14 protein-coding genes are annotated in these 19,553 nt (G+C 51.9%); 9 read left to right on the forward strand and 5 right to left on the reverse strand.

Annotated features, from left to right (window positions below):
* Positions 1–30 precede the first annotated feature (30 nt).
* The 9 genes from BQ17_RS17225 (at position 31) to BQ17_RS17265 (ending at position 11,682) form a co-directional block, all read left to right on the forward strand.
* The gene (locus tag BQ17_RS17225; RefSeq protein ID WP_089729184.1) at positions 31–2,103 is read left to right on the forward strand and encodes a hypothetical protein; all 2,073 of its coding nucleotides are present in this window, start codon (positions 31–33) and stop codon (positions 2,101–2,103) included.
* A gap of 14 nt (positions 2,104–2,117) precedes the next feature.
* Positions 2,118–3,224, forward strand: coding sequence for a glycosyltransferase (locus tag BQ17_RS17230; RefSeq protein ID WP_141699344.1), 1,107 nt, complete (start codon positions 2,118–2,120; stop codon positions 3,222–3,224).
* A gap of 95 nt (positions 3,225–3,319) precedes the next feature.
* Positions 3,320–4,525 carry a class I SAM-dependent methyltransferase gene (locus BQ17_RS17235; RefSeq protein ID WP_089729211.1) on the forward strand — a complete coding sequence of 402 codons (1,206 nt, stop codon included), beginning with the start codon at positions 3,320–3,322 and terminating at the stop codon, positions 4,523–4,525.
* The gene (locus BQ17_RS17240; RefSeq protein ID WP_089729189.1) at positions 4,522–5,442 is read left to right on the forward strand and encodes an NAD-dependent epimerase/dehydratase family protein; all 921 of its coding nucleotides are present in this window, start codon (positions 4,522–4,524) and stop codon (positions 5,440–5,442) included. The genes BQ17_RS17235 and BQ17_RS17240 overlap by 4 nt, the downstream gene beginning before the upstream one ends.
* A gap of 132 nt (positions 5,443–5,574) precedes the next feature.
* Positions 5,575–6,618, forward strand: a complete 1,044-nt coding sequence (locus BQ17_RS17245; protein ID WP_089729190.1) for a class I SAM-dependent methyltransferase — start codon at positions 5,575–5,577, stop codon at positions 6,616–6,618.
* Between the two features lie 86 nt (positions 6,619–6,704).
* The gene (locus BQ17_RS17250) at positions 6,705–8,483 is read left to right on the forward strand and encodes a polysaccharide pyruvyl transferase family protein (RefSeq protein WP_089729192.1); all 1,779 of its coding nucleotides are present in this window, start codon (positions 6,705–6,707) and stop codon (positions 8,481–8,483) included.
* The gene (locus BQ17_RS17255) at positions 8,480–9,469 is read left to right on the forward strand and encodes a GHMP family kinase ATP-binding protein (protein WP_089729195.1); all 990 of its coding nucleotides are present in this window, start codon (positions 8,480–8,482) and stop codon (positions 9,467–9,469) included. Before BQ17_RS17250 ends, BQ17_RS17255 begins: the two co-directional genes overlap by 4 nt.
* A 9-nt stretch (positions 9,470–9,478) precedes the next feature.
* A complete protein-coding gene (wecB, locus tag BQ17_RS17260; RefSeq protein WP_176722497.1) occupies positions 9,479–10,582 on the forward strand; it encodes a non-hydrolyzing UDP-N-acetylglucosamine 2-epimerase in 1,104 nt (367 codons plus the stop codon).
* Positions 10,582–11,682, forward strand: a complete 1,101-nt coding sequence (locus BQ17_RS17265; RefSeq protein ID WP_089729197.1) for a glycosyltransferase family protein — start codon at positions 10,582–10,584, stop codon at positions 11,680–11,682. Before wecB ends, BQ17_RS17265 begins: the two co-directional genes overlap by 1 nt.
* Before the next feature lie 547 nt (positions 11,683–12,229).
* On the opposite strand, the gene BQ17_RS17270 is transcribed toward BQ17_RS17265, so the two are convergent.
* From BQ17_RS17270 to BQ17_RS17290, 5 genes are all read right to left on the reverse strand, one after another.
* Positions 12,230–13,909: a response regulator gene (locus tag BQ17_RS17270; protein ID WP_089729199.1), complete on the reverse strand. Its 1,680-nt coding sequence runs from the start codon at positions 13,907–13,909 to the stop codon at positions 12,230–12,232.
* 101 nt (positions 13,910–14,010) lie between these two features.
* Positions 14,011–15,213, reverse strand: coding sequence for a hypothetical protein (locus BQ17_RS17275; protein WP_218068334.1), 1,203 nt, complete (start codon positions 15,211–15,213; stop codon positions 14,011–14,013).
* Positions 15,214–15,419: 206 nt separating this feature from the next.
* Complete coding sequence (locus tag BQ17_RS17280) at positions 15,420–16,214, reverse strand: outer membrane lipoprotein-sorting protein (protein ID WP_089729201.1); 795 nt, start codon at positions 16,212–16,214, stop codon at positions 15,420–15,422.
* A 128-nt stretch (positions 16,215–16,342) separates the two neighbouring features.
* Positions 16,343–16,981 carry a hypothetical protein gene (locus BQ17_RS17285; RefSeq protein WP_089729203.1) on the reverse strand — a complete coding sequence of 213 codons (639 nt, stop codon included), beginning with the start codon at positions 16,979–16,981 and terminating at the stop codon, positions 16,343–16,345.
* Positions 16,982–16,994: 13 nt separating this feature from the next.
* Positions 16,995–19,334 (reverse strand): efflux RND transporter permease subunit, encoded by a 2,340-nt coding sequence (locus BQ17_RS17290; RefSeq protein WP_089729205.1) that lies wholly within the window; start codon positions 19,332–19,334, stop codon positions 16,995–16,997.
* Positions 19,335–19,553: the final 219 nt, after the last annotated feature.

Genomic DNA, 19,553 nt, shown 5'->3' on the forward strand with positions numbered 1-19,553 from the left:
ACAGTTAAAACCAACAATATTTTCAGACAGATGAGAAAATTTATCCTTATCGACCACTCACTCAAAGATCCGGGCGGGCATTATCTTGAATATGCGTTGCGCGTTTTAAGAGCGGCCAAGAAAGAGGGCTTTAAGACCATCCTAGGAGTGCACAAGGACTGTGAAGATATTAGCAGTGAGCATATCGATGTCGTTGCAAAAGGGTTCTCCTATACCTTTTGGGAAAACTTTCAAAGCGAATACACTCGCCTTACTCCAGGTAAGCGCAGGTTTATAAAAAAGATAATTGCAACAAAGAATCAACTGCTATGCGGACTGATGAATAGTTCGTTAGGGTACGCGTATATGACAGCGGCACAGGGTTTTTCCCTACCTGAAATCCTGGAGCGGTATAGAACGATAACCGCCGGCATACGAATATCAACAGGAACGATTCTTTCTGGGTATATTCTTTTTAAACTTAACTTTAAACTCAGCCAATTTCGCAAAAAACTATCAGCATCGGTCATCTTGATAACGCTACGACGGATCGTACGGCTAGTGCGCATGTCTGTTGGCGCTGTAGTCGTCGTACTACTTTCACTGCCATTTCTTCCTTATATCTTAGTGCATCAGCGCGGATCGCTGTTCCGTTCAGATAGTTATGCAAGACAGTTTGCGAAAGATATTCAGCGACTGATTAAGCAAGCTAATGCGGGAAGCGGAGACCTGGTATTGATACCAACACTGGGAAATATTGAACTAGTTGGCGTCGCCTTGGCTGTGAAGAAGTCACCAATGGAATCTCTTTCGTGGCACTTGTTATTCCGCCGAGACATTTTCCATGGACGTGAGCCGAGCTATCAAGATCAGATTGAGTCACGATTTAAGACATTACAAACTTTTTCGTTATGCAAATCGATCATTCGTGAGAAAAAAGCGATCTTTAATTTTTACACCGATACAGACGCGCTCACCGAGCAGTACAGGCGTCTTGGAATATTCAAGTTTACGACCCTTCCCATCCCGCTTGATGATTCATTGAATCGGCTAACGCAAAGCGACGAAAAGCCAATCAATGTCTCATACATCGGTGATGCAAGGGACGAAAAGGGGTATCCACTGTTGCCTCGCCTGGTTGCCGATTTACGAGCGGCTGGTTTTACTGAAGAAAGTATCCATTACACGTTTCAGAGCAATTTCAACGTTCCTGGTGGTGAACCAGGTTCACAGGTTGCTAAAGCAGTGCTTGCAGCTGAACCAAACGGGCTTGTTGACCTACTTGATGGTCCTTTTGAGAGTCGGGAGTATACGAACTTAGTCAATCAGGCGGATATCCTCCTGATGCCATACGATGCTGGTAATTACTATGCACGAAGTTCAGGAATATTCGCTGAAGCAATAGTTACAGGCATACCTTTCGTAGCGGCTGATAAATCATGGATGTCTCAGGAACTGTTTGAAGTCAATCAAACGTATTATCGCGATCTACTGAGAACACAGCCCAAACTGCAGTCTGTGACGTTGGAAAACCTTCTAGCACACTCTAGGTCTGTAGTCTATACGCATTCAAAACTGCAGTCTGTGACGTTGGAAAAGCTTCCGGCATACTCTAGGTCGGTGATCTATGCGCATTCGAAGTCAGATATTATTTGGCTGTTGATCGAGGTCAGTCAATTAGACGCAAGGCCTGGATGTTACATACACATTCACTGGAAGAGTTCTCCGGAAACAATTTTGGCGGCAAATCAAAACGCGGTCTTTTTTCGGCAGTTTGCAATTGATCTGAGATCCGAGGATTCTTATGGCCTCCTACGTTTACCAAAAAAAGAAAGATTCCTTTTGGAATTCGAGTTGGATGACGGGCGCGGAAATGTTACCTCCCTATCTGACGCCAGTGTGTACGGGATATCGATACAAGTGCATGAGATGGATATTGACTCAGCGGTGCCGCTTTTCAAAGGGGGAGCATTCTATTGCACCGATGAGGATTTTTCGGTTGCCGTCGCTGAAGTCATAACAAGATACAAGGCTTACTCAAGAGATATTAAAGAAATCACCACACAATGGAGAGATTTCCATAGTTCTGAGGTCCTTGTAAGGTGGCTTAGCATGGGTATTTAATAATGCTCCGTATAATGACAATCGCGGATACTGTTCTTGGCTATGGATCTCCGCAGATAGCAAAATTGACAGAATCAATTGGCAGGGAGCTGCAAGCGGCGAGTCAGATTTTACAACCGTTGTTACCACAGCGCGCTGTTATAGATTTGAATTTATCAAATATAACACTAGAAACGGTGGCCACATCCATACATCCGTATACGGCAGTTGGACGTGGCGAGTATATTAATAAGTGCGTAAAAGTTGTTAATGAGATACGCCCTGACATTGTCATTATAACGAACTATGTTTTGTTCGATTTTATCGATGGCCTCAAATACAAACCAAAAAAATTGATTCATTTGGCACTGGAAGACCTAGAGCCGATATCGATGGCAAAAAATGCCTCGTGCAGAGTTGAGCAACTGAAGCGGCAGGGAGAAAAAATCGATATTTGGTTATTTCCGGAATCGAATCGCGCGCAGTACGATATAGAGCTCCTTGAAATACAATGGAGGAGGGTTTTTATTTTTTACAATGTGTCTTCTGATAGCTTCCTAGTAAATAAAGATAAAAATGAACGTTTTATTTATGCGGGTACACTCGATGCCGATATATCTGTTGGCAAATATATATTTGATGCGGAAATGGCACCTTATCCGGTAGATGTTTATGGTGATTTACAGGGAACGTCAAAAGATAAAATGAAAGAGAAATTAGATCATCTTAAAAGGCTGGGGAAGCGGAATCGAGTCAAATGGCATGGACAGATACCAAAGGTTGCACTGGATAAGGTATTGCCGGAATACAGCTTCTCTCTGCTGTTATGGCTGCCGGTAAGACATGCATTACTGAATGCCGCACCAAATAAATTTTTCCAATCCATCGCCGCTGGGGTTCCTGTCATTTCAGCGCCGCACCCTCAGATCAAGGTGCTCATTGAGCGGTATGGATGTGGTCTGGTTTTAGATGGATGGGAGAGGCATCAACTTATTAATGGTATCAGAAAGGCGAAAAGAGTTATGGAATCTTCTGTGTATGATGAGATGTTAAAAAACTGCAAGCACGCCACGTCTACGGAGCTATGTTGGGACATTCAGTTTAGTAAATTTGATAAGCGTTTTAATATCAAGGATTGGTAAATGAAAAAATGCTTTTTCCGGCTCAGGCGGATTGCTTGGGTGATGCTTAATGCCTATCTATGTGGTTTACGAAGCGTGGGTTAAGGGAGGTCTCTATGGATTGTAGAGTATGTGATTCTCAAAATCTCGAGTTGGTCGTTGATCTCGGTGAGCAACCCCGGTGCAACAACTTCCTGAAACCTGAGGACGTTGGTAAAGAGCCGTTTTATCCACTGCGTCTTCTTTATTGCCACGACTGCCATACCTCTCAGTTGGACTTCACAGTCAAGAAGGAGGTTATGTATAGTGATCACACCTATCTCTCGGGTGTCACCAAATCACTATCCGAGCACTTCCTCGGTATTGCACAAGAGGTGGATAACCGATTTATGAGGGGGCGCGCCGACAAGAGGGTGCTGGATATCGGTTCCAACGACGGCACGCAACTCAAACACTTCCAGGCCTTGGGTTACGAAGTTCTGGGGGTGGAGCCGTCCAAGACGACAGCGCGCATTGCGAATAAAGCCGGTGTTCCGACTCTAAATGCCTTCTTCAATGAAGAGACGATGAAAGGGATCGGAAAGCAGTTTGATGTTTTCAATGCTGCAGGTGTTTTCTTTCACTTGGAAGAGCTGCATTCAGTTTGCAGGGCCATTAAGCAGGGACTCAAGCAAGATGGTATTTTCGTGGTGCAGTTTTTATATATGAAGAGCATCATGGAAAACTCGGCATTTGACCAGATCTACCATGAACACTTGCTTTATTATACGCTTGAAACGATCGAGGTTTTACTCAATCGACACGGACTCTCGATGTTTGATGCGTATCTGGCACCGATTCATGGTGGCTCGATCATTGGCTTTATTTCACACGAGGGCACACGGGAACCAGAACCACGTTTGCTGACGATGCGTGAAGAAGAAAAAGCCTCTGGTTGTAATTCGGTTGCAGCATATCGAAAGTTTGATCGTCGTATCAAGCAGATGAAGGAGGAGAATTTGGCTTATCTGCGTGCGGCTAAGGCAGCAGACAAAAAGGTCTACGGATTCGGTGCGCCAATAAAGGGTAACACGATGCTCAACTACCTTGGTGTCGGGCCTGATCTGATTCAGTATCTGGTAGAGAAGAACGAGTTGCGGCGGGGCCTTTACTCACCCGGCATGCATATTCCATTGCTGATCGAAGATGAGGTGAAGGAATTGCCTGATATCTACTATGTGCTGGCCTGGAACTTTAAGAAAGAGATTCTTGCCAACAACAAGGCGTTGATGGACCAGGGGGTCGAGTTCTATTTTCCGGTTAATCCGAAAGTGTGCGCATGAAGATTATCGTGACCGGAAGTAGCGGTTTCCTCGGCACCGCGCTATGTTCGTATTTGGAATCCATGGGTCATCGGCTTGTTCGTTTGAACTCTCGCAATTGCGACCTTCGAAAGGCAGATAGCCTGGACGCGTTCTCGACCGAGAAATATGATCTGCTATTTCATCTTGCTGCGTGGACTCAGGCGGGAGATTTTTGTATTAGGCATCCTGGTGAACAGTGGATCATTAATCAGCAGATCAACACCAATGCACTTTCTTGGTGGGCAGCGCAGCAACCGCAGGCCAAATTGGTTTTCATGGGCACGAGTTGTGTCTATGCGCCTGAAGGTGGGTTGCGTGAATCGGAATACATGCTCAGCGAACCAATCGATAGTCTGTACACCTATGCAATGACAAAGCGCATGTTGTATCAGGGAGCGCGAGCCTTGAGCAAGCAATATGGTCTACGTTATCTCTGTGCTGTGCCTTCCACCCTATATGGGCCTGGCTATCACACGGATGGACGTCAGATGCATTTCATCTTTGACCTGATCCGCAAGATCATCCGTGGCAAGGAGTATGGCGAGCTCGTAGTGCTATGGGGTGATGGTTATCAGAAGCGTGAATTGGTTCTGGTGGATGATTTCATTCGTATACTTTGGCAATTAACGGAAAAGTTTGATAACGAGGTATTTAATATTGGCGCGGGCGAAGAGTATTCCATACGTACTTTTGCTGGGATTATCTGTGAAGAAGTCGGCTATCCGAGTGACGAGATTGAATACGACACCAGTCGTTATGTTGGTGCTAAATCAAAGTGTCTTAACATAGAAAAGGTTTGTGGAGCGTTGCAAAGTTACTCTTTGAGTTCGATTGATCTAGGGCTTAGAAAGACCATTGAGTGGTTCTATGAGACTGGTGCATACAATCAGTCATGATTATGTCTACTCAGATCAATATTTCTCTGGAAAAAACCGGCGGAGGCAATGAGAAAACAGGTAGTCCTGCCACGGGTATGCCGCGACAGAATACGAAATCACCAATTCAAGTCAAAAAAAGAGGTGTGATTTATGAGATATATTAAGAGACTAGCGCTTCTATCCCCGTCATTGCGAAGAGTTTATGATGAGCGCGCTGTTTATGCCAAAGAAGTTGAGCGATTAACACAACAATCGGCCAAATATGAGTCGGAAAATAATGCACTTCAGCAGGTGTTGAAGGAGAAATCATACGCGGTAGATTCGCTGACACAGCAAATTAGAAAGTATGAAACAAGGTATGATAAAACTAGGTTCCCTGGTATGTACTCATGGGTTCCATATTACACAGTTGGTCGTATCTTTTTACCCGAAGACTATTCTCACCCGGCAATAGTTGTACCGATTGACGGTGAATATGTGTTGTCCCCACCCTTCTCAGATTCAGAGCAAGGTAGTATTCCACATTTCGTTCGTTCTTTCGAGAGTATGCTTGAAATCTTCAAGAACAATCTTGAAACGTATATGGATGCAAATATTGGAGAAATTCTCGATTATGACGACGGGGTATCTCCGTATATACCGAATCCATATTTCAATGAGACTGACGGCCAGATTTTGGGGGGAGTTATTGTAGATTGCAAGCCCAGAAAATACTTGGAAATCGGTTCTGGTAATAGCACGAGATTCGCTCGTCAGGCGATCAAGGCCAATGCCCTTGATTGTGAAATAGTATGCATTGACCCTAACCCTCGTTTGGATGTTGATAATATCGCAGATCGCGTGATTAAAAAGTCGTTTTTGGATATTCCTCTTCGCGAATTTGAGAGTTTGCAAGCAGGAGATATTCTATTCCTTGATGGAAGCCACTTGGTTTTTGACGGGACTGACACGACTAGGTTTTTTTTGGAAATATTACCTGCAGTCAATGTGGGCGTCATGATTCACTTGCATGATATTTTTCTCCCGTTTCCCTACCCTTCCCGGTGTGATAGGTTGTATTGGAATGAGCAGTACATTCTGGCGGCATTTCTAATGATGAACGATAGTTTTGAAACTGTTTTACCAGTTCAGTATCTGTTTAGGAAAGGATATTGCGGCGAGGGTGGCGGTTTCTGGTTCAGGAGGAAAATGTGAGATCGCGACAGAGAAAATGTCGAGATATGTGGAGTTACCGGAAACGGAAGAAATGGTGCGTAGTTATCTTTCAGGAAAAGTGATCGATGAAACAGGTTCTTAAGAAACTCGTGCTGCGATTTCCCGCGCTGCGCCGATTGCATCAAGAACGAGATGTTTATGCCAAGGAGGTTGGTCGCTTAACACACCAATTAGCCAAATATGAGGATAAGCGTACGAGATGCAAGATGCTGTTCCTTGTCGGCTACTGGGGCTATGGGATTGTTGGCGATGATGCCATTCTTTCAGCATTGTTGGCAGATTTAAAGGAATGTTTTGGCCAAAACGTGGAAATAACAGCTACATCTTATCGACCTAAGCGAACAACTGAACGTTTTGGTATTGACGCAATTGAATTTGATGATCTGTCAAGAGTAATTGAAAGCGTGAAATCCAGTGATTTGGTTATAGTCGCTGGCGGTGGTGCCTACAATGAATACGATCCGTGGTGCACTGAAACAAGGCTCGGAAATGCTCAGGGCTACAATGTTTTCTGCGCCATGATCCCCTATCTATGTAATCTGGCTAAGATCCCCTGTTTTATTTGCGGTGTTGGAGTCGAGCCCATTTATTCAGATATTGCAAAACAAGACATTGCTCGCGCGTTCGGACTTGCAACCGTAGCGACAGTTAGAGACTCGGGATCTTTGGAAGTAATAAAATCATGCGGCATTAGCGCTAATTTTCCTACGGTAACGATGTGTCCAGCATCAAGGACGAGAACTCGGCGATCTGACTATGTTGATCATATCAGACAAGAAGCTCGTAACCATAATAGGTTCTTGGTTGGCGTTTCGCTTCGCCACTGGGATTATGAACACTGGAGGTATCCAGCTAAGAGTTGTGCTTGGGAAGATTGGCTAGCTGGTGATCTGAGAGATATCCAGGCTAAATTTAATTGCGAATTTCTTTTCATACCGTTTCAGGCAGCAGAAGAATTCGGAGACTTGGGAAATGACATTCCTATTATGCGAAGAGTTATCAATAAAGCTAACATTTCTAATTTCTCGCATATATGGGATTCCCCACTCGAACCTGAAAATGTAGCTTATGGTCTGTCGGTGTGCAATATGGTCATCGCATGTAGGTTTCATTCGGTGATACTGTCCCTCGCATCTGGTGTGCCGGTGTGTGCATTATCTTATTCTAAAAAGGTTCGCCCGATAATGACAGATGCTAATTTTAGTGAATTTGTGGTTGATCTTGAAAGCGCTTTGCGAGGAAGCCTAACCGAAACAGTTATCAAGTTGCTAAACCGGCTTCCAGATGTTTCAGCAAAGGTACGCAGCTATCGCAAAGTGATGCGTGACAAAGGCTTGAAGAATATAGAGATAATAGCAAGCTTTTTGATAGCTGATAGAAGGCAGCAGCCCGATCCCAGGAAAACTTTCCTCCTAACGTATCTTGCTTTAATAGCACAGCGGGAGCGTGTGAATAGCGACATTGAACACGTGACTACTGAATTGAATATGGCAATTTCCAATTCGTTAGGGTCGGCACAAGAATCCAAGCTTGTTGTGGAAATTCTGGAACCGCTTATTGATAAAATTGACGACGGTCAGATCATTTATTATTACGCGCTCGCACTCCATCAAAGCGGAGAAAATTCTGACTTGGCACTGGATTACTATAATAAGGCGTTGGCAAGAGGGGCGGATGAGTTTTGGGTCCGTTATAACAGGGGGACTTTGTTGTATTCGATTGGAAAAATAGACCTTGCCGAAAGTGACTGGCGAGCGGTTCTTTCATTGCCATGCCTTCTTAATGAACCCAAGGAACATATTCTTCGGTCTATGCCATATCTTTCCCCTGAGTCGACAACGTGATTATCTCACGTACACCCTTCCGCATCTCCTTCTTCGGTGGGGGCACCGATTATCCCGATTGGTATAAACGCCATGGGGGTGCAGTGCTCTCTACATCGTTTGACAAGTATTGCTATATCACCTGCCGTGAGCTGCCGCCATTTTTCGACCATAAATATCGTATCGCCTATTCCAAGATTGAGAATGCCTGCGAAATTGCAGATATCGAGCACAGGGCCGTGCGGGCGGTGTTGGAGACGTCGGGGCTGGAGCAGGGCCTCGAAATTCACTGCGATGCCGATCTGCCTGCCCGTTCCGGTCTGGGTTCAAGTTCGTCCTTCGTGGTGGGGATACTTAATTCGTTACAGGCATTCGAAGGCAAACGTGTGTCCAAAGAGTGGCTAACACAAGAGGCGATATGGATTGAGCAAGAGGTATTGAAAGAGACGGTCGGATCTCAGGATCAGACTGCGGCGGCTCATGGCGGTTTTAATGTGATTTTCTTTGCTACTGATGGTGGCATCAACGTTACCCCGGTGATTATGCCGGGTGAACGAAAAGTGCTTTTAAATAATCATTTGATGCTCTTTTTTACCGGGTTTTCGCGCATTGCTTCCAGCATCGCAAAATCAAAGGTTGCGAATCTTAAGAGGAAATCGGATGAGCTTCATCGCATGCGTACGATGGTTGATGATGCCATGGATATTCTCACTTCGGAGCAGGATATTCGCTATTTTGGTGAGATGCTTCATTCCGCCTGGGAACACAAGCGTTCACTATCGGATCAGGTCAGCAATTCACAGATAGATGATTTGTACTTGAAAGCACGACAGGCAGGGGCAATTGGAGGCAAGCTACTCGGTGCCGGTGGCGGTGGGTTTATGGTGCTTTTTGTCGAGCCGGAAAAACAGGCTTCGGTCAAGAAAGCACTTAGCAGGTTGATACAGGTCCCCTTCAAATTCGAATCGACCGGTAGTCAAGTGATCTACTACCAGCCATCGAGTTGAAACTTGATAATGAACAATAAGGAGATTCTCTGTGTAGTAGGTACACGACCGGAAGCCATAAAGATGGCGCCGGTGATATTGGCGTTAAAGAAAGAGCCATGGGCTGAAGTCCATGTGCTTGCCACTGCCCAGCATCGCCATATGTTGGACCAAGTATTGAATCTCTTTAGTATTAGGCCGGATATTGATCTTGACATTATGCGCCCTAATCAGGCGTTGACAACCTTGGCGGCCCGCATTCTACTTGATCTGGATGATGTGCTTCTAGCAGAGAAACCGGATGCAGTATTGGCACAGGGCGATACAACAACGGTAATGACGGTAGCTTTGGCCTGCTTCTACCACCGGATTCCTTTCGGGCATGTCGAGGCTGGACTACGCACCTGGGATCTGCAGAATCCTTTTCCGGAAGAGGCTAACCGAGTCATTGCAGGAAGGCTTGCCTATTGGCACTTTGCTCCTACGGAGAGATCACGCGATAATCTACTACGTGAAGGTATCGCTGACAGGGAGATTGTGGTCACAGGCAATACCGTAATTGATGCCTTGATGATTACTGCTGCAATGGATCCGGAACTCGGCATTGATCTGGATTTGGATAAGCGATTGGTTCTCGTTACTGCTCATCGTCGGGAGAATTTCGGGGAACCATTCAACAATATCTGCCGGGCACTGCGCACCCTTGCGGAATGCAATCCTGATGTGCAATTCCTCTATCCTGTGCATCCTAATCCGAATGTAAAAGATGTTGCGTACGATCGGCTGGTGGATTGTACAAATATTCATCTTTGTGAGCCCCTGGACTATGCGCCATTCGTGACGGCTATGAAGCATGCTTACTTCATTATCAGTGATTCAGGTGGTGTACAGGAAGAGGCGCCCGCATTGGGTAAACCAGTTCTGGTATTGCGCAAGGAGACAGAACGCCCGGAAGCCGTTGAGCAGGGTGTGGTTAAACTCGTGGGTTTGGATGAAGAACACATCGTACCCGAGGTACAGCGGTTGCTCGACGATGAAAGTGCTTATAAGGAGATGGCGCGTGGTATTTCACCCTATGGGGATGGGTATGCAGCGGCACGTATCGTAGACGTATTGAGAGACCATTTTGCCTGATGCGATTGGTTTATCTGTCGCCGGTGCCTTGGCAAAGTTTTGCGCAACGGCCGCAAAAGTTTGTTGAGTGGTTTCATGATCGCACCGCCGGCGAGGTGCTGTGGGTTGATCCTTACCCTACTCGTTTGCCTCGGGTGGTGGATTGTTTGAGGGTAAACCGGGAATCGCGCGGGGTTTCACCCAAGGCCCCGAGTTGGCTGAAAATTTTGACGCCGCGAGCTTTACCGATTGAACCCTTGCCTGTGGTGAACAGGATCAACACATTGTTATGGCGCAAGGTGTTCGACCGAACATCTGTGTTTGCATCAGAAGGGCCATGCTGGATTGGTGTAGGCAAACCCAGTCGGCTGGCTTTGCGGGTGTTGACCAGCGTGCCGGGCATTTCCTCCTTTTATGATGTGATGGATGATTTCTCTGCCTTTTATTCAGGTTGGTCACGCTCTGCGATGAAAAAGAGTGAGTCTCTATTGTTGCACCGAGTGGGAAACGTTCTTGTCTCTTCAAGTACATCCCTTAACCGCATGAGGTCGTTGGGTAAAGAGGTTGTTCCGGTACCGAATGGCTGTGATATCAACCAGTTACCACTTGTAAGTGCCTTGCCCAAGCGTCCTGCACAGCCAGTTTTGGGATACGTGGGTACCATTGGTTATTGGTTTAACTGGTCTATGGTAATTTCACTGGCTCGCAACAATCCTACGATACTGCTGCGCTTGATTGGCCCCGTTCATCAGTTTGCCTCCGGTCCCTTACCCGAGAACGTTGAGCTTCGTCCTCCCTGTTCTCATGCTGAGGCTATCCAGGCAATACAAGGTTTTTCGGTAGGGCTTATTCCGTTCAAACAAAACGCACTGACGGCATCGGTGGATCCGATCAAGTATTACGAATACAGGGCGCTTGGTCTTCCCGTGATCTCTACATCATTTGGTGAGATGGTGAACAGATGGCACGAACCGGGGGTGTTTCTTGTGGGTGAGGGTCACGATTTGGATCAGGTTGTGCGAGCAGCACTCACCTTTAGGTTTAAGGCGGGTGAAATAGAGGCATTTCGTTGCGCAAATAGTTGGAAGGCACGTTTTGATGCCAGCGGAATCCTCCGGTAATTATGATGTGGTCATCGTCAATTATAACGCCGGGTGTTTTTCCTGTCGGAGAGGGAGTCTGTCGTGAATCGGCTCTGCTGAGGCCACGCTGCTGCTGGAGAAGTGGTACAGCTGGGTACGCGAGAAGATGGGGTTTTGATCATTTCGTGGTTAATGGTAGCCTTGCGACCATCCAGCCGTGACGCGGTTGAATTTTTTCACTCTGTTACCACAGTGGCTGAATGTTAAGTATAGCTGCGACACAATGCCATTAAGTTAGCTGCTGACCGCTTGTCGTGGTCGATCAGGATGCGGAGGAGAAAACCACGAAGCGCGCGAATCGGCGCGAATCCATTCGCACGGATTCGCGTGATTCGTCGTTTCTCCTCTTGTTTGTCGACCAGTAATGCTTAACTTAGTGGCATTGAGCTGCAGCACCCAAGCTAAATGTCAGCAGCCCTTAGTTTGTGCGGGCCTCGGTCAGCTCGTAGGTTGGGCAAAGCCGCCAGGGACGGTGGCGTGCCCAACAAGTCATTTAAATATTAACCACTACCTGTGTAGGCCTCGGTCAGGCCAAGGCCGCTTCACCGAAATCGAAGTCCAGCTCCGCGGAGGGGGGGTGCAGGAAGTCTCCTTGAATGAAGTCAACGCCGCAGCCGAAGACGCGGGCGATGGTCCGGGGATCTTGGATGTGGGCGACGATGACCTTGGCCCCCACCGCGTGGACGCGCGTAACCAGCTCCGTTAAGCGCGCCGGGTCCGGCGCCCTGGTGGGCGGCAGGGGGAACCGTATCAGCGCAATACCTAGGTCGTCGATCAGGTCGGTTACCTGCGGGTCGTCTGCGGGCACATCCAGACAGGTCTCGATCGCCAGGTGTCGCAGCGCCTCGAAACGGGTTGCGGCGACCTCCCGCGCGGCGGAGAGCTCAGCGAATTGGAATTGCAGGATCGGCAGCGTCTCGATGAGATTCCACGCGGCGATCCGGTTCCGGAACCAAGGCAGCCACTCCTCCGCGTTCAGGGTCTCCAGGCCCTGATGCAGGAAGAGCCGCAGCCGCGGATGGGTAGCCTGCTCCTGCCGGAGCCGGTCCAGGGCGTGCTCCATGACCCAGCGGTCGATGGCCGGCAGCAGACCACCCTGTCGGGCGGCGGGGAGGAAAGCGGATGCCGGTAGGTACTCGCCGTCCGGCAGCTTGAGCCGCAGACCGGTCTCGTAGAGCGCTTTCCTTTCTCCCCGCAAGGCCATAATGGGCTGGTATACCAACTGCAGGCCTGCGGAGCGCAGCGCCGCTTGGACCAGTGCGGTCAACTGCGCGACGCGTTCGGGATTGGGGTCAGCAGGCGCCGGCGGTCGATTACTCCCGACCTGGCTGCCGACCTGGTTGTCGGCCGGTTCGCCTGACTTTGAACGGACCTTCTCAGTGCGAGTCAGTAGGGACGGGGTATCGCCTCCGCTCGGGTGTTGCCGCCCCTGCCGCCTACGAAAGGTGCGGATGTTCCGGCGGACGGTTGCGACTAATTGCTCCGGGTGGACAGGCTTGGCGATGAAGTCGTTTCCACCCACCCGCAGGGTATCCAACTGCCGACTCGGATCCAGCTCCGAGGAGAGAAAGACGACCGGGGTCGCATAGACCGCTTCGTGCTCACGAATCAGGGCCGTCAGCTCGATGCCGTCTACGCCGGGCATGTGCAGGTCCATGAGCACGAGATCCGGCCGAAACGCCTCCAGGATCTCCAGCACGCGACGCGGATCACCGACACTGTGGGTCCGCATTCCCGCATCCTCCAGAACCCGGACGGCGAAGTTGACCGCCACCGGCTGGTCGTCGACCACCAGGATCCGGTAGCCATCTGAGCCGGGGGTATCGCTGAGCGCGAGCAGCCGAGCGGCCAGCTCGTCCGCGGCCACGGGGCTGGTCCAGAAGGCGTCCGCGCCCGCCCGCAAGGCCTGCAGCCGCAGCTCGATTGCGCTGGAATGGGCGATGCAGGTCAGCATGGGACGGCTACCCCAGCGTCGCTCCACATGGCCCATCAGCGAGGCGATGTCCTGTCCCTCGGGCAGGGTCTTGGTGTCCAGCACCAGGATCGCTCCCAACCCCGGACACCTATCCGCCGTCAGGGCATCGACAGTCGGGAGAGCGACTATCTCGATGCCTGCCGTGACGAGCCGTTCCGAGACCGCAGCGATCAGCTTGGTGTCCTTGCTCAGGAATACAATGGGTTGCGGTCCTTGTAGCTTGCGTTCCATGGTCGTTTTCCCCTCGTCCCATAAGGATTGGAACTGTTTAAAGCATGGAACGATCCTTGCTCTTTGGCTAGGCGTTAAAGACGCCTATCCACGCTTCGGCATCAGAAATAGCGCGTCAGCTCGATCCGGATGAAATCGTCCGCTGCGAACGCCGCCAGTGGATCGCGGGAGGCCATGTCCAGGAAGAGTTGTCCCTCGACGGAGAGCTTGTAGCTCTGTCCGATGCGGCGGCTTGCCTCCACTCGAAACGATCTGCTGTGGTAATCGAGATCGAAGAAACCGCCGGCGAGTAGTTCGCTGCTCTGGGTGTCGTTGAAGGTCAGCCGGGTACCGATAAAGAGGTCGTTCTGAAATGGCGAGTTGGCATCGAGTCGGCGCGAGTCATAGTTATATTCGGCCAATACACCCAGGTCGAGCGGCGTGTCATGGATGCCGACAAAGGTATACTCGAAGCCGCCGACCGCCGCGCGATAATCTTTCCCTTTGGTGTCACGGTGCACCGCCTCCAGCTTCCATAACCAGGCCTCGCCGGTGTATTGAAATTCCAGGCCCGCCTGCCGCAGCAGGGGATAATAGGGTATCAGGCCAGATGCGCCGTTTTGGGTGGCGCCGGCTTGGGTGTCGGGCACCAGATCCGGAGCGCGCGCCGTTCCGTGGAACCAGGAGAGCGCCGCATCGACAGGGCCGATGGTCTGATTCCAGCGCAGGGCATAGTCGAAGTGTCTTTGCTCCAAATCGGATTCATAGCGCGCTCGGTCGGTGTCGACCACCAGCGGCGTGCGCAGGCGCCCCTCGGCGCCCGGAAAGGTGCGCTCCCGAAACCAGGGCAACAAAAAGAGGTCGATGGCGCCGTTCCCCAGCACCCTGGTGACACGCACCATCGGTTGGCCCAGCTTGTCTTCGCCGTCGATGTTCTCGATCAGATCCGTCTGATTGACGATGTCCACCAGGTGCTGGGATTCGGTTACCCCCCAGAACACCTTGTCGATGCCGGCGCGAATCTCCCAGCCGTCGGCCACGTGCAGATACTTGAACTCACGGATATCGGCGTGGGTGCGCTCCTCATCCGTGCTATCGATACGCAAGAAGGGAATGAAGGTGAGCCCTCGCTTGCCGTCGTGCCACTGATGGCGGAGCTCGGGCTGAAAGCTGAGCGACAGGCCACTGTTCTTTTGTTCGGACCACCGGGCGGCGGAGGGGAAGATACGTGCCTCGACGGCCAGATTCCCGGACCAGTCCAGGGGGTAGGCCGCGGACGCGAGGGTTATCGACAGCGCTGGCAGCAGCCTTTTCACGAGATTCATTGGGGTGTGCCGCCTTTAGGGGCTGTTGACATAATCGTCGTACCAACCGCCAATAGGACAAGATTGGTAGGATGATCAGGATTAACAGGATTATTTTTCCTAATTAAAACATCCTGTTAATCCTGGAAATCCTGTTAATCCTGTACCATTAGGAGACAAGCCAAAAGGTTGGTTTACCCCTTATTAAATGTCAACACGCCCTGGAATCAGCGCAGGCGCGCCAGCGCGTTCTTGTTGAAATCGCCGCTGCTAAGTCCCGTGTCAAAGCGGTAATTGGACCATTTCAGAGTCGTCGACTTTCCGGTCTGATGATTTTGCATGAACATCTCGTCGGCGCGCCAATAGTTACCGGTGGAGAGGCGATAGGACTTATAACCTTTCCACTTGAGCGTCTTGAGATGGGCGCCTTTGCGGTCATAAAACTCCAACTTTACGCGGCGGTATTCCTTGGTATCGACCCATCCGACCTGACGTGAATAGCCCGAATACTTATAGGCCGGGATGCGCTCTACCACATGGCATCGCCAACCCTTGCCGCAGGCTTCCTCACGCAGGTATTGGTAGCGGTACTTCTCGACCTCTTGCGAGCCCAGATCCTCGAATGCGAACTCGCTGCCCACGAAGGGACCGGATTTGTTGCGCGAGGTGATGCGTTTGACGCGCTTCAGGGCCGGCAGATAGAGCCACTGATCGTCCGGCCGCAGACCATGGGAAAAGGTCAACATCGCGGTCCCCTTGACATCGGCCGGCTCGTCGAACAGCGATAGGCTCTTATCGCCGTCGTTTTGCATTTCCAGGGTCTTGGTGCGGATTCTGCGCCGACTCTCGTTGCCCCTGCGGTTGCGCAGGATCATGATCAGGTCGGCGGTTTGGTCCTTCCAACCGCTGTCACGTCGGTCGGCCGCTTTTGCAACCCGTAATCCCTTTTCCGCGGGGGTCTCGGCCGCGAGCGGCATGCTGAGAACCAGCAAGATCAGGATCGGAACCAGTCGTCTAGCCATCGTTTTCTCCCGTATCGATCAGGGCACAAAGAAGCCCAGCTCCATTCAAATGGAAGGGGGATAATTGCAAGGCGGGCGTGTATAAGGCTTCCCGAAATCGTCACCTTCTTCGTCCGCACGACCCCCCATTAATGCCTGCCGTGCACCGAACTATCATCGTTTCCCGCCGCTGCAATGCGTTTCACGTCTTCTGCTGAGAGACCGAGCAATTCGGAAACTTCCGCAACATCAAGCCGGTTCAACAGACGGTGCATAATCCGTGCCTCACCTTGCTCCTCACCTATTTTCCTTACCTTTGCGGTCATGCGGGTAAGATTAGCACAGCAGTCGATCAGTGCTTCGGCACTGCTTACTAAGGCGAACTCGTCGTTGTCGGGCCGAGCGCAGGCCCAGGCCCGGGTTCCCCCCGTTGCAGCCACATATCCAGGCGCATCAACAGCGGGGGTAGCCCGCGTAGGGCGGATAAGCTTGCGCCATCCGCCGTATGCCAGCCACTTCCGTCGCCCTGGCCTGACCCGACCTACGGGCTGCCACCCACCGTCATCCGGCGGGTGACGGCGCGCCCACCGCCGCAGCAATCGCGGCGCTTGGCGCACGCGCCTGACCCGCCCTACGGGCTCTTGGCGCACGGGTGTAATCCGGGCGGTACCGATCGCAGCGGCTTCGTCCGCAGCGAAGAAGGCCAGCGCCTGGTGCGGGTAGTCAAGGATGAGGTTCTTGAAGTTCTGGTCGTGGACATGATCCGGGCCGGAAAAAAAGCGGGGCATACACCTGTCTGGCTTACGCATTCGTCGACGTTGGGCTAAGGGCATCATCGCCGTGCCCGCGTGCCCCCTGTTGCAGCCACCCGTCCAGACGCATCAACAATGGGGGTAGAAATAAGAAGTCGCACAGCAAGGCGAATGCGATCACAATCGAGACCAAGAGCCCCATGGCGCTGTTGATCTCGAAGGACGAGGTCGCCAGCACCAGGAAGCCGCCGATCAAGGCGATCGAGGTCACCCACAGGGCGACACCGACCGTCTGGAAGGCGTAGCGAACCGCCTGGGCAGCGTCGAGCCCCTGCTCGCGGCGCGCGCGCAGATATTTATTCAGAAAGTGAACCGTATCGTCGACTACGATGCCGATCGTCATCGCCGCAACCACGGAGACGCCCAGGCCGATTTCACCATCGATCAGGGCCCACACGCCGAACGCCATCCCCGCCGGCACCAGGTTCGGAATCAGGCTCACCAGCCCGTAGCGCCAGGACCTCAGCGCCACCATCAACAGCAGCGAGATCAGGATCAGGGCGATGACTGCGCCACTGATCAGACTGCGAATATTGCGGCTCCCGATATGCGCGAACATCACCGTCGGACTGGCGCCGTAGGTGAGAATCTCCGGTGTATGCCGCTCCATCCAGTCGTAGACACGGCGCTCGAAGGCGAGCACCTCCTTGGTCGACAGGGTGTGCAGGGTCACCCTCATGCGGGTCGCCCGCTTGTCGATATCGATCTGGTTATTGAGGTCCAGACCATAGGGCAACGACATCTCGTACAACAGCAGATATTGGGCAGCGAGGTCGCGCTGCTCGGGCAAGCGGTACCAGGCGTCCGCATCGCCGTGCAGATTACGATTCAGGCGCTTGAAGATATCCGTAATCGTATTGACATGCACCACCTCCGGCTGAGTGCGCAGCCAGTTGGCCAGCGCCTCGATCTGTCGCTGGCGTGCCGGTGAGGCAACGCCACCCGGCTCCCCCGCGTCGAGCGAATAGTCGATGAAATAGACGCCGGTCAGGTTCGCGACGACAAAATCGCTATCGGTGCGGAAGCGGATGCGTTCGTCGAAATAGTGCACGAAGACGTCGTTGCTCTCGTTCATCGGCACCAGCGCGACCAGGGTCACGATGGTCGCGCCCACCCCGACCAGCAGCTGTCGGCGGCGCCGGATCACCCAGTCGGCAAGCCGCAGCATCCGGTAGCCGTCCGACCGCCGCCGCTCGCGCACCAGGGACGGCAACAGGGTCGCCAGTGCCGGCAGAAAGGTGACCGAGAGCACGAACGCGATCATAACGCCGAGCGCAGAGATGGTACCCAGGTGCCGGAACGGTGGTGCATCCGAGAAATTCAGCGTCAGAAAACCGATCGCGGTGGTCACCGAGGTCAGAAAGACGGGGGTGAGATTGAGGCGCAGGCTCTCCGCCATGGCCTGTTTTTTCTCATGGCCCTGGCGCAGGCCCTGCATCCAGTTGGTGAGAATATGGACACAGTCGGCCACCGCCAAAGTCATGATGATGGTCGGTGCGGACATCAAGGGTCCGGTGAGCGGCACGCCGAACCAGCCGGCGATCCCCATGGCGGCGATCACCGAGAACAAAATCACCAGTACCGTCGCCAGGGTGCCCACCAGGCCGCGCAATTGCAGCAAGACGGCGACGACGATGAACAACAAGGCCAGCGGCAACAGGTGCGTCATGTCGAACCGGGAGGCCTCGGCGAAGGCATTGTTCATCATCACGACGCCGCTCAGGTAGACCTTGATTTCTGGATAGGTACGCTCGACATAAGCGGCGATCTCGCGCGCTTTCTTGACTGCTATCGGCACCTCCGCACCCCGGTTTTTCCCCGGCAGCTCGACGGTGACATTGATCGCGGTGACATGCCCCTGGGGTGAGACCAACCGCCGCACCAGCAGGGGTTCGCCCAAGGCGATCGCACGGATCCGGTCTATCTGGTCCGCGGTCTTGGCCGCGGGGTCCTCGATCAGATCGATGACCGTCAGATCGTCCCCTTCGGCATAGGTATGTTGATAATTGCTCAGGGAATCGACGCGCAGCGAGTAGGGTATCTGCCAGGCCCGTTCGGTGACATCGACGATCGCCGCGAAGACCCGCGGTGTGAAGACGTCGCCCGACGCGGGCGCCAGCACCATCAGCAGGTTATCGTTCTTGGTGTAGGTATCCTGCAATGCCTCGAAGGCAGTGAGCTGGGGATTCTCGGCGCTGAAGAACACCCGGTAGTCGGTCGAAAACTTCAGCAACCGGCCGCCGCTGCCGGCCAGCGCTACCAGTAATATAATCGCTGCGATCACCCACCAACGGTGGGTCAGGATCCAGTTCGCATAGGTCTCATTCACGCCCTTTCTCCGTCCCTCCGGCCTGGCCGGAGCATCTCGTCGACATCCCGAGCAGCTATCCAAGGTCGGTGTGATCGTTTTTTAAAGAGGATACGCATCCTTCAGTTAAGGCTATATCAGGTCAGCTGTGTCTTTTGGCTGGCTCCCCACGCTCCAGCGTGGGAGCAGACTTGTCCCGACGGAGGAGGGATCTTGACGCTCCAGCGTCGATTAAGCGCC

The sequence above is a fragment of the Candidatus Thiosymbion oneisti genome (assembly GCF_900092655.1).
GTDB classification, from domain to species: Bacteria; Pseudomonadota; Gammaproteobacteria; order Chromatiales; family Chromatiaceae; genus Thiosymbion; species Thiosymbion oneisti.

Excerpts from the sequence above, each read along its gene's own strand:
- BQ17_RS17225 (WP_089729184.1), top strand. The coding sequence starts at position 31 with ATGAGAAAATTTATCCTTATCGACCACTCACTCAAAGATCCGGGCGGG.
- BQ17_RS17230 (WP_141699344.1), top strand. The coding sequence starts at position 2,118 with ATGACAATCGCGGATACTGTTCTTGGCTATGGATCTCCGCAGATAGCA.
- BQ17_RS17235 (WP_089729211.1), top strand. The coding sequence starts at position 3,320 with ATGGATTGTAGAGTATGTGATTCTCAAAATCTCGAGTTGGTCGTTGAT.
- BQ17_RS17240 (WP_089729189.1), top strand. The coding sequence starts at position 4,522 with ATGAAGATTATCGTGACCGGAAGTAGCGGTTTCCTCGGCACCGCGCTA.
- BQ17_RS17245 (WP_089729190.1), top strand. The coding sequence starts at position 5,575 with ATGAGATATATTAAGAGACTAGCGCTTCTATCCCCGTCATTGCGAAGA.
- BQ17_RS17250 (WP_089729192.1), top strand. The coding sequence starts at position 6,705 with ATGAAACAGGTTCTTAAGAAACTCGTGCTGCGATTTCCCGCGCTGCGC.
- wecB (WP_176722497.1), top strand. The coding sequence starts at position 9,479 with ATGAACAATAAGGAGATTCTCTGTGTAGTAGGTACACGACCGGAAGCC.
- BQ17_RS17265 (WP_089729197.1), top strand. The coding sequence starts at position 10,582 with ATGCGATTGGTTTATCTGTCGCCGGTGCCTTGGCAAAGTTTTGCGCAA.
- BQ17_RS17270 (WP_089729199.1), bottom strand. The coding sequence starts at position 13,909 with ATGGAACGCAAGCTACAAGGACCGCAACCCATTGTATTCCTGAGCAAG.
- BQ17_RS17275 (WP_218068334.1), bottom strand. The coding sequence starts at position 15,213 with ATGAATCTCGTGAAAAGGCTGCTGCCAGCGCTGTCGATAACCCTCGCG.
- BQ17_RS17280 (WP_089729201.1), bottom strand. The coding sequence starts at position 16,214 with ATGGCTAGACGACTGGTTCCGATCCTGATCTTGCTGGTTCTCAGCATG.
- BQ17_RS17285 (WP_089729203.1), bottom strand. The coding sequence starts at position 16,981 with ATGCCCCGCTTTTTTTCCGGCCCGGATCATGTCCACGACCAGAACTTC.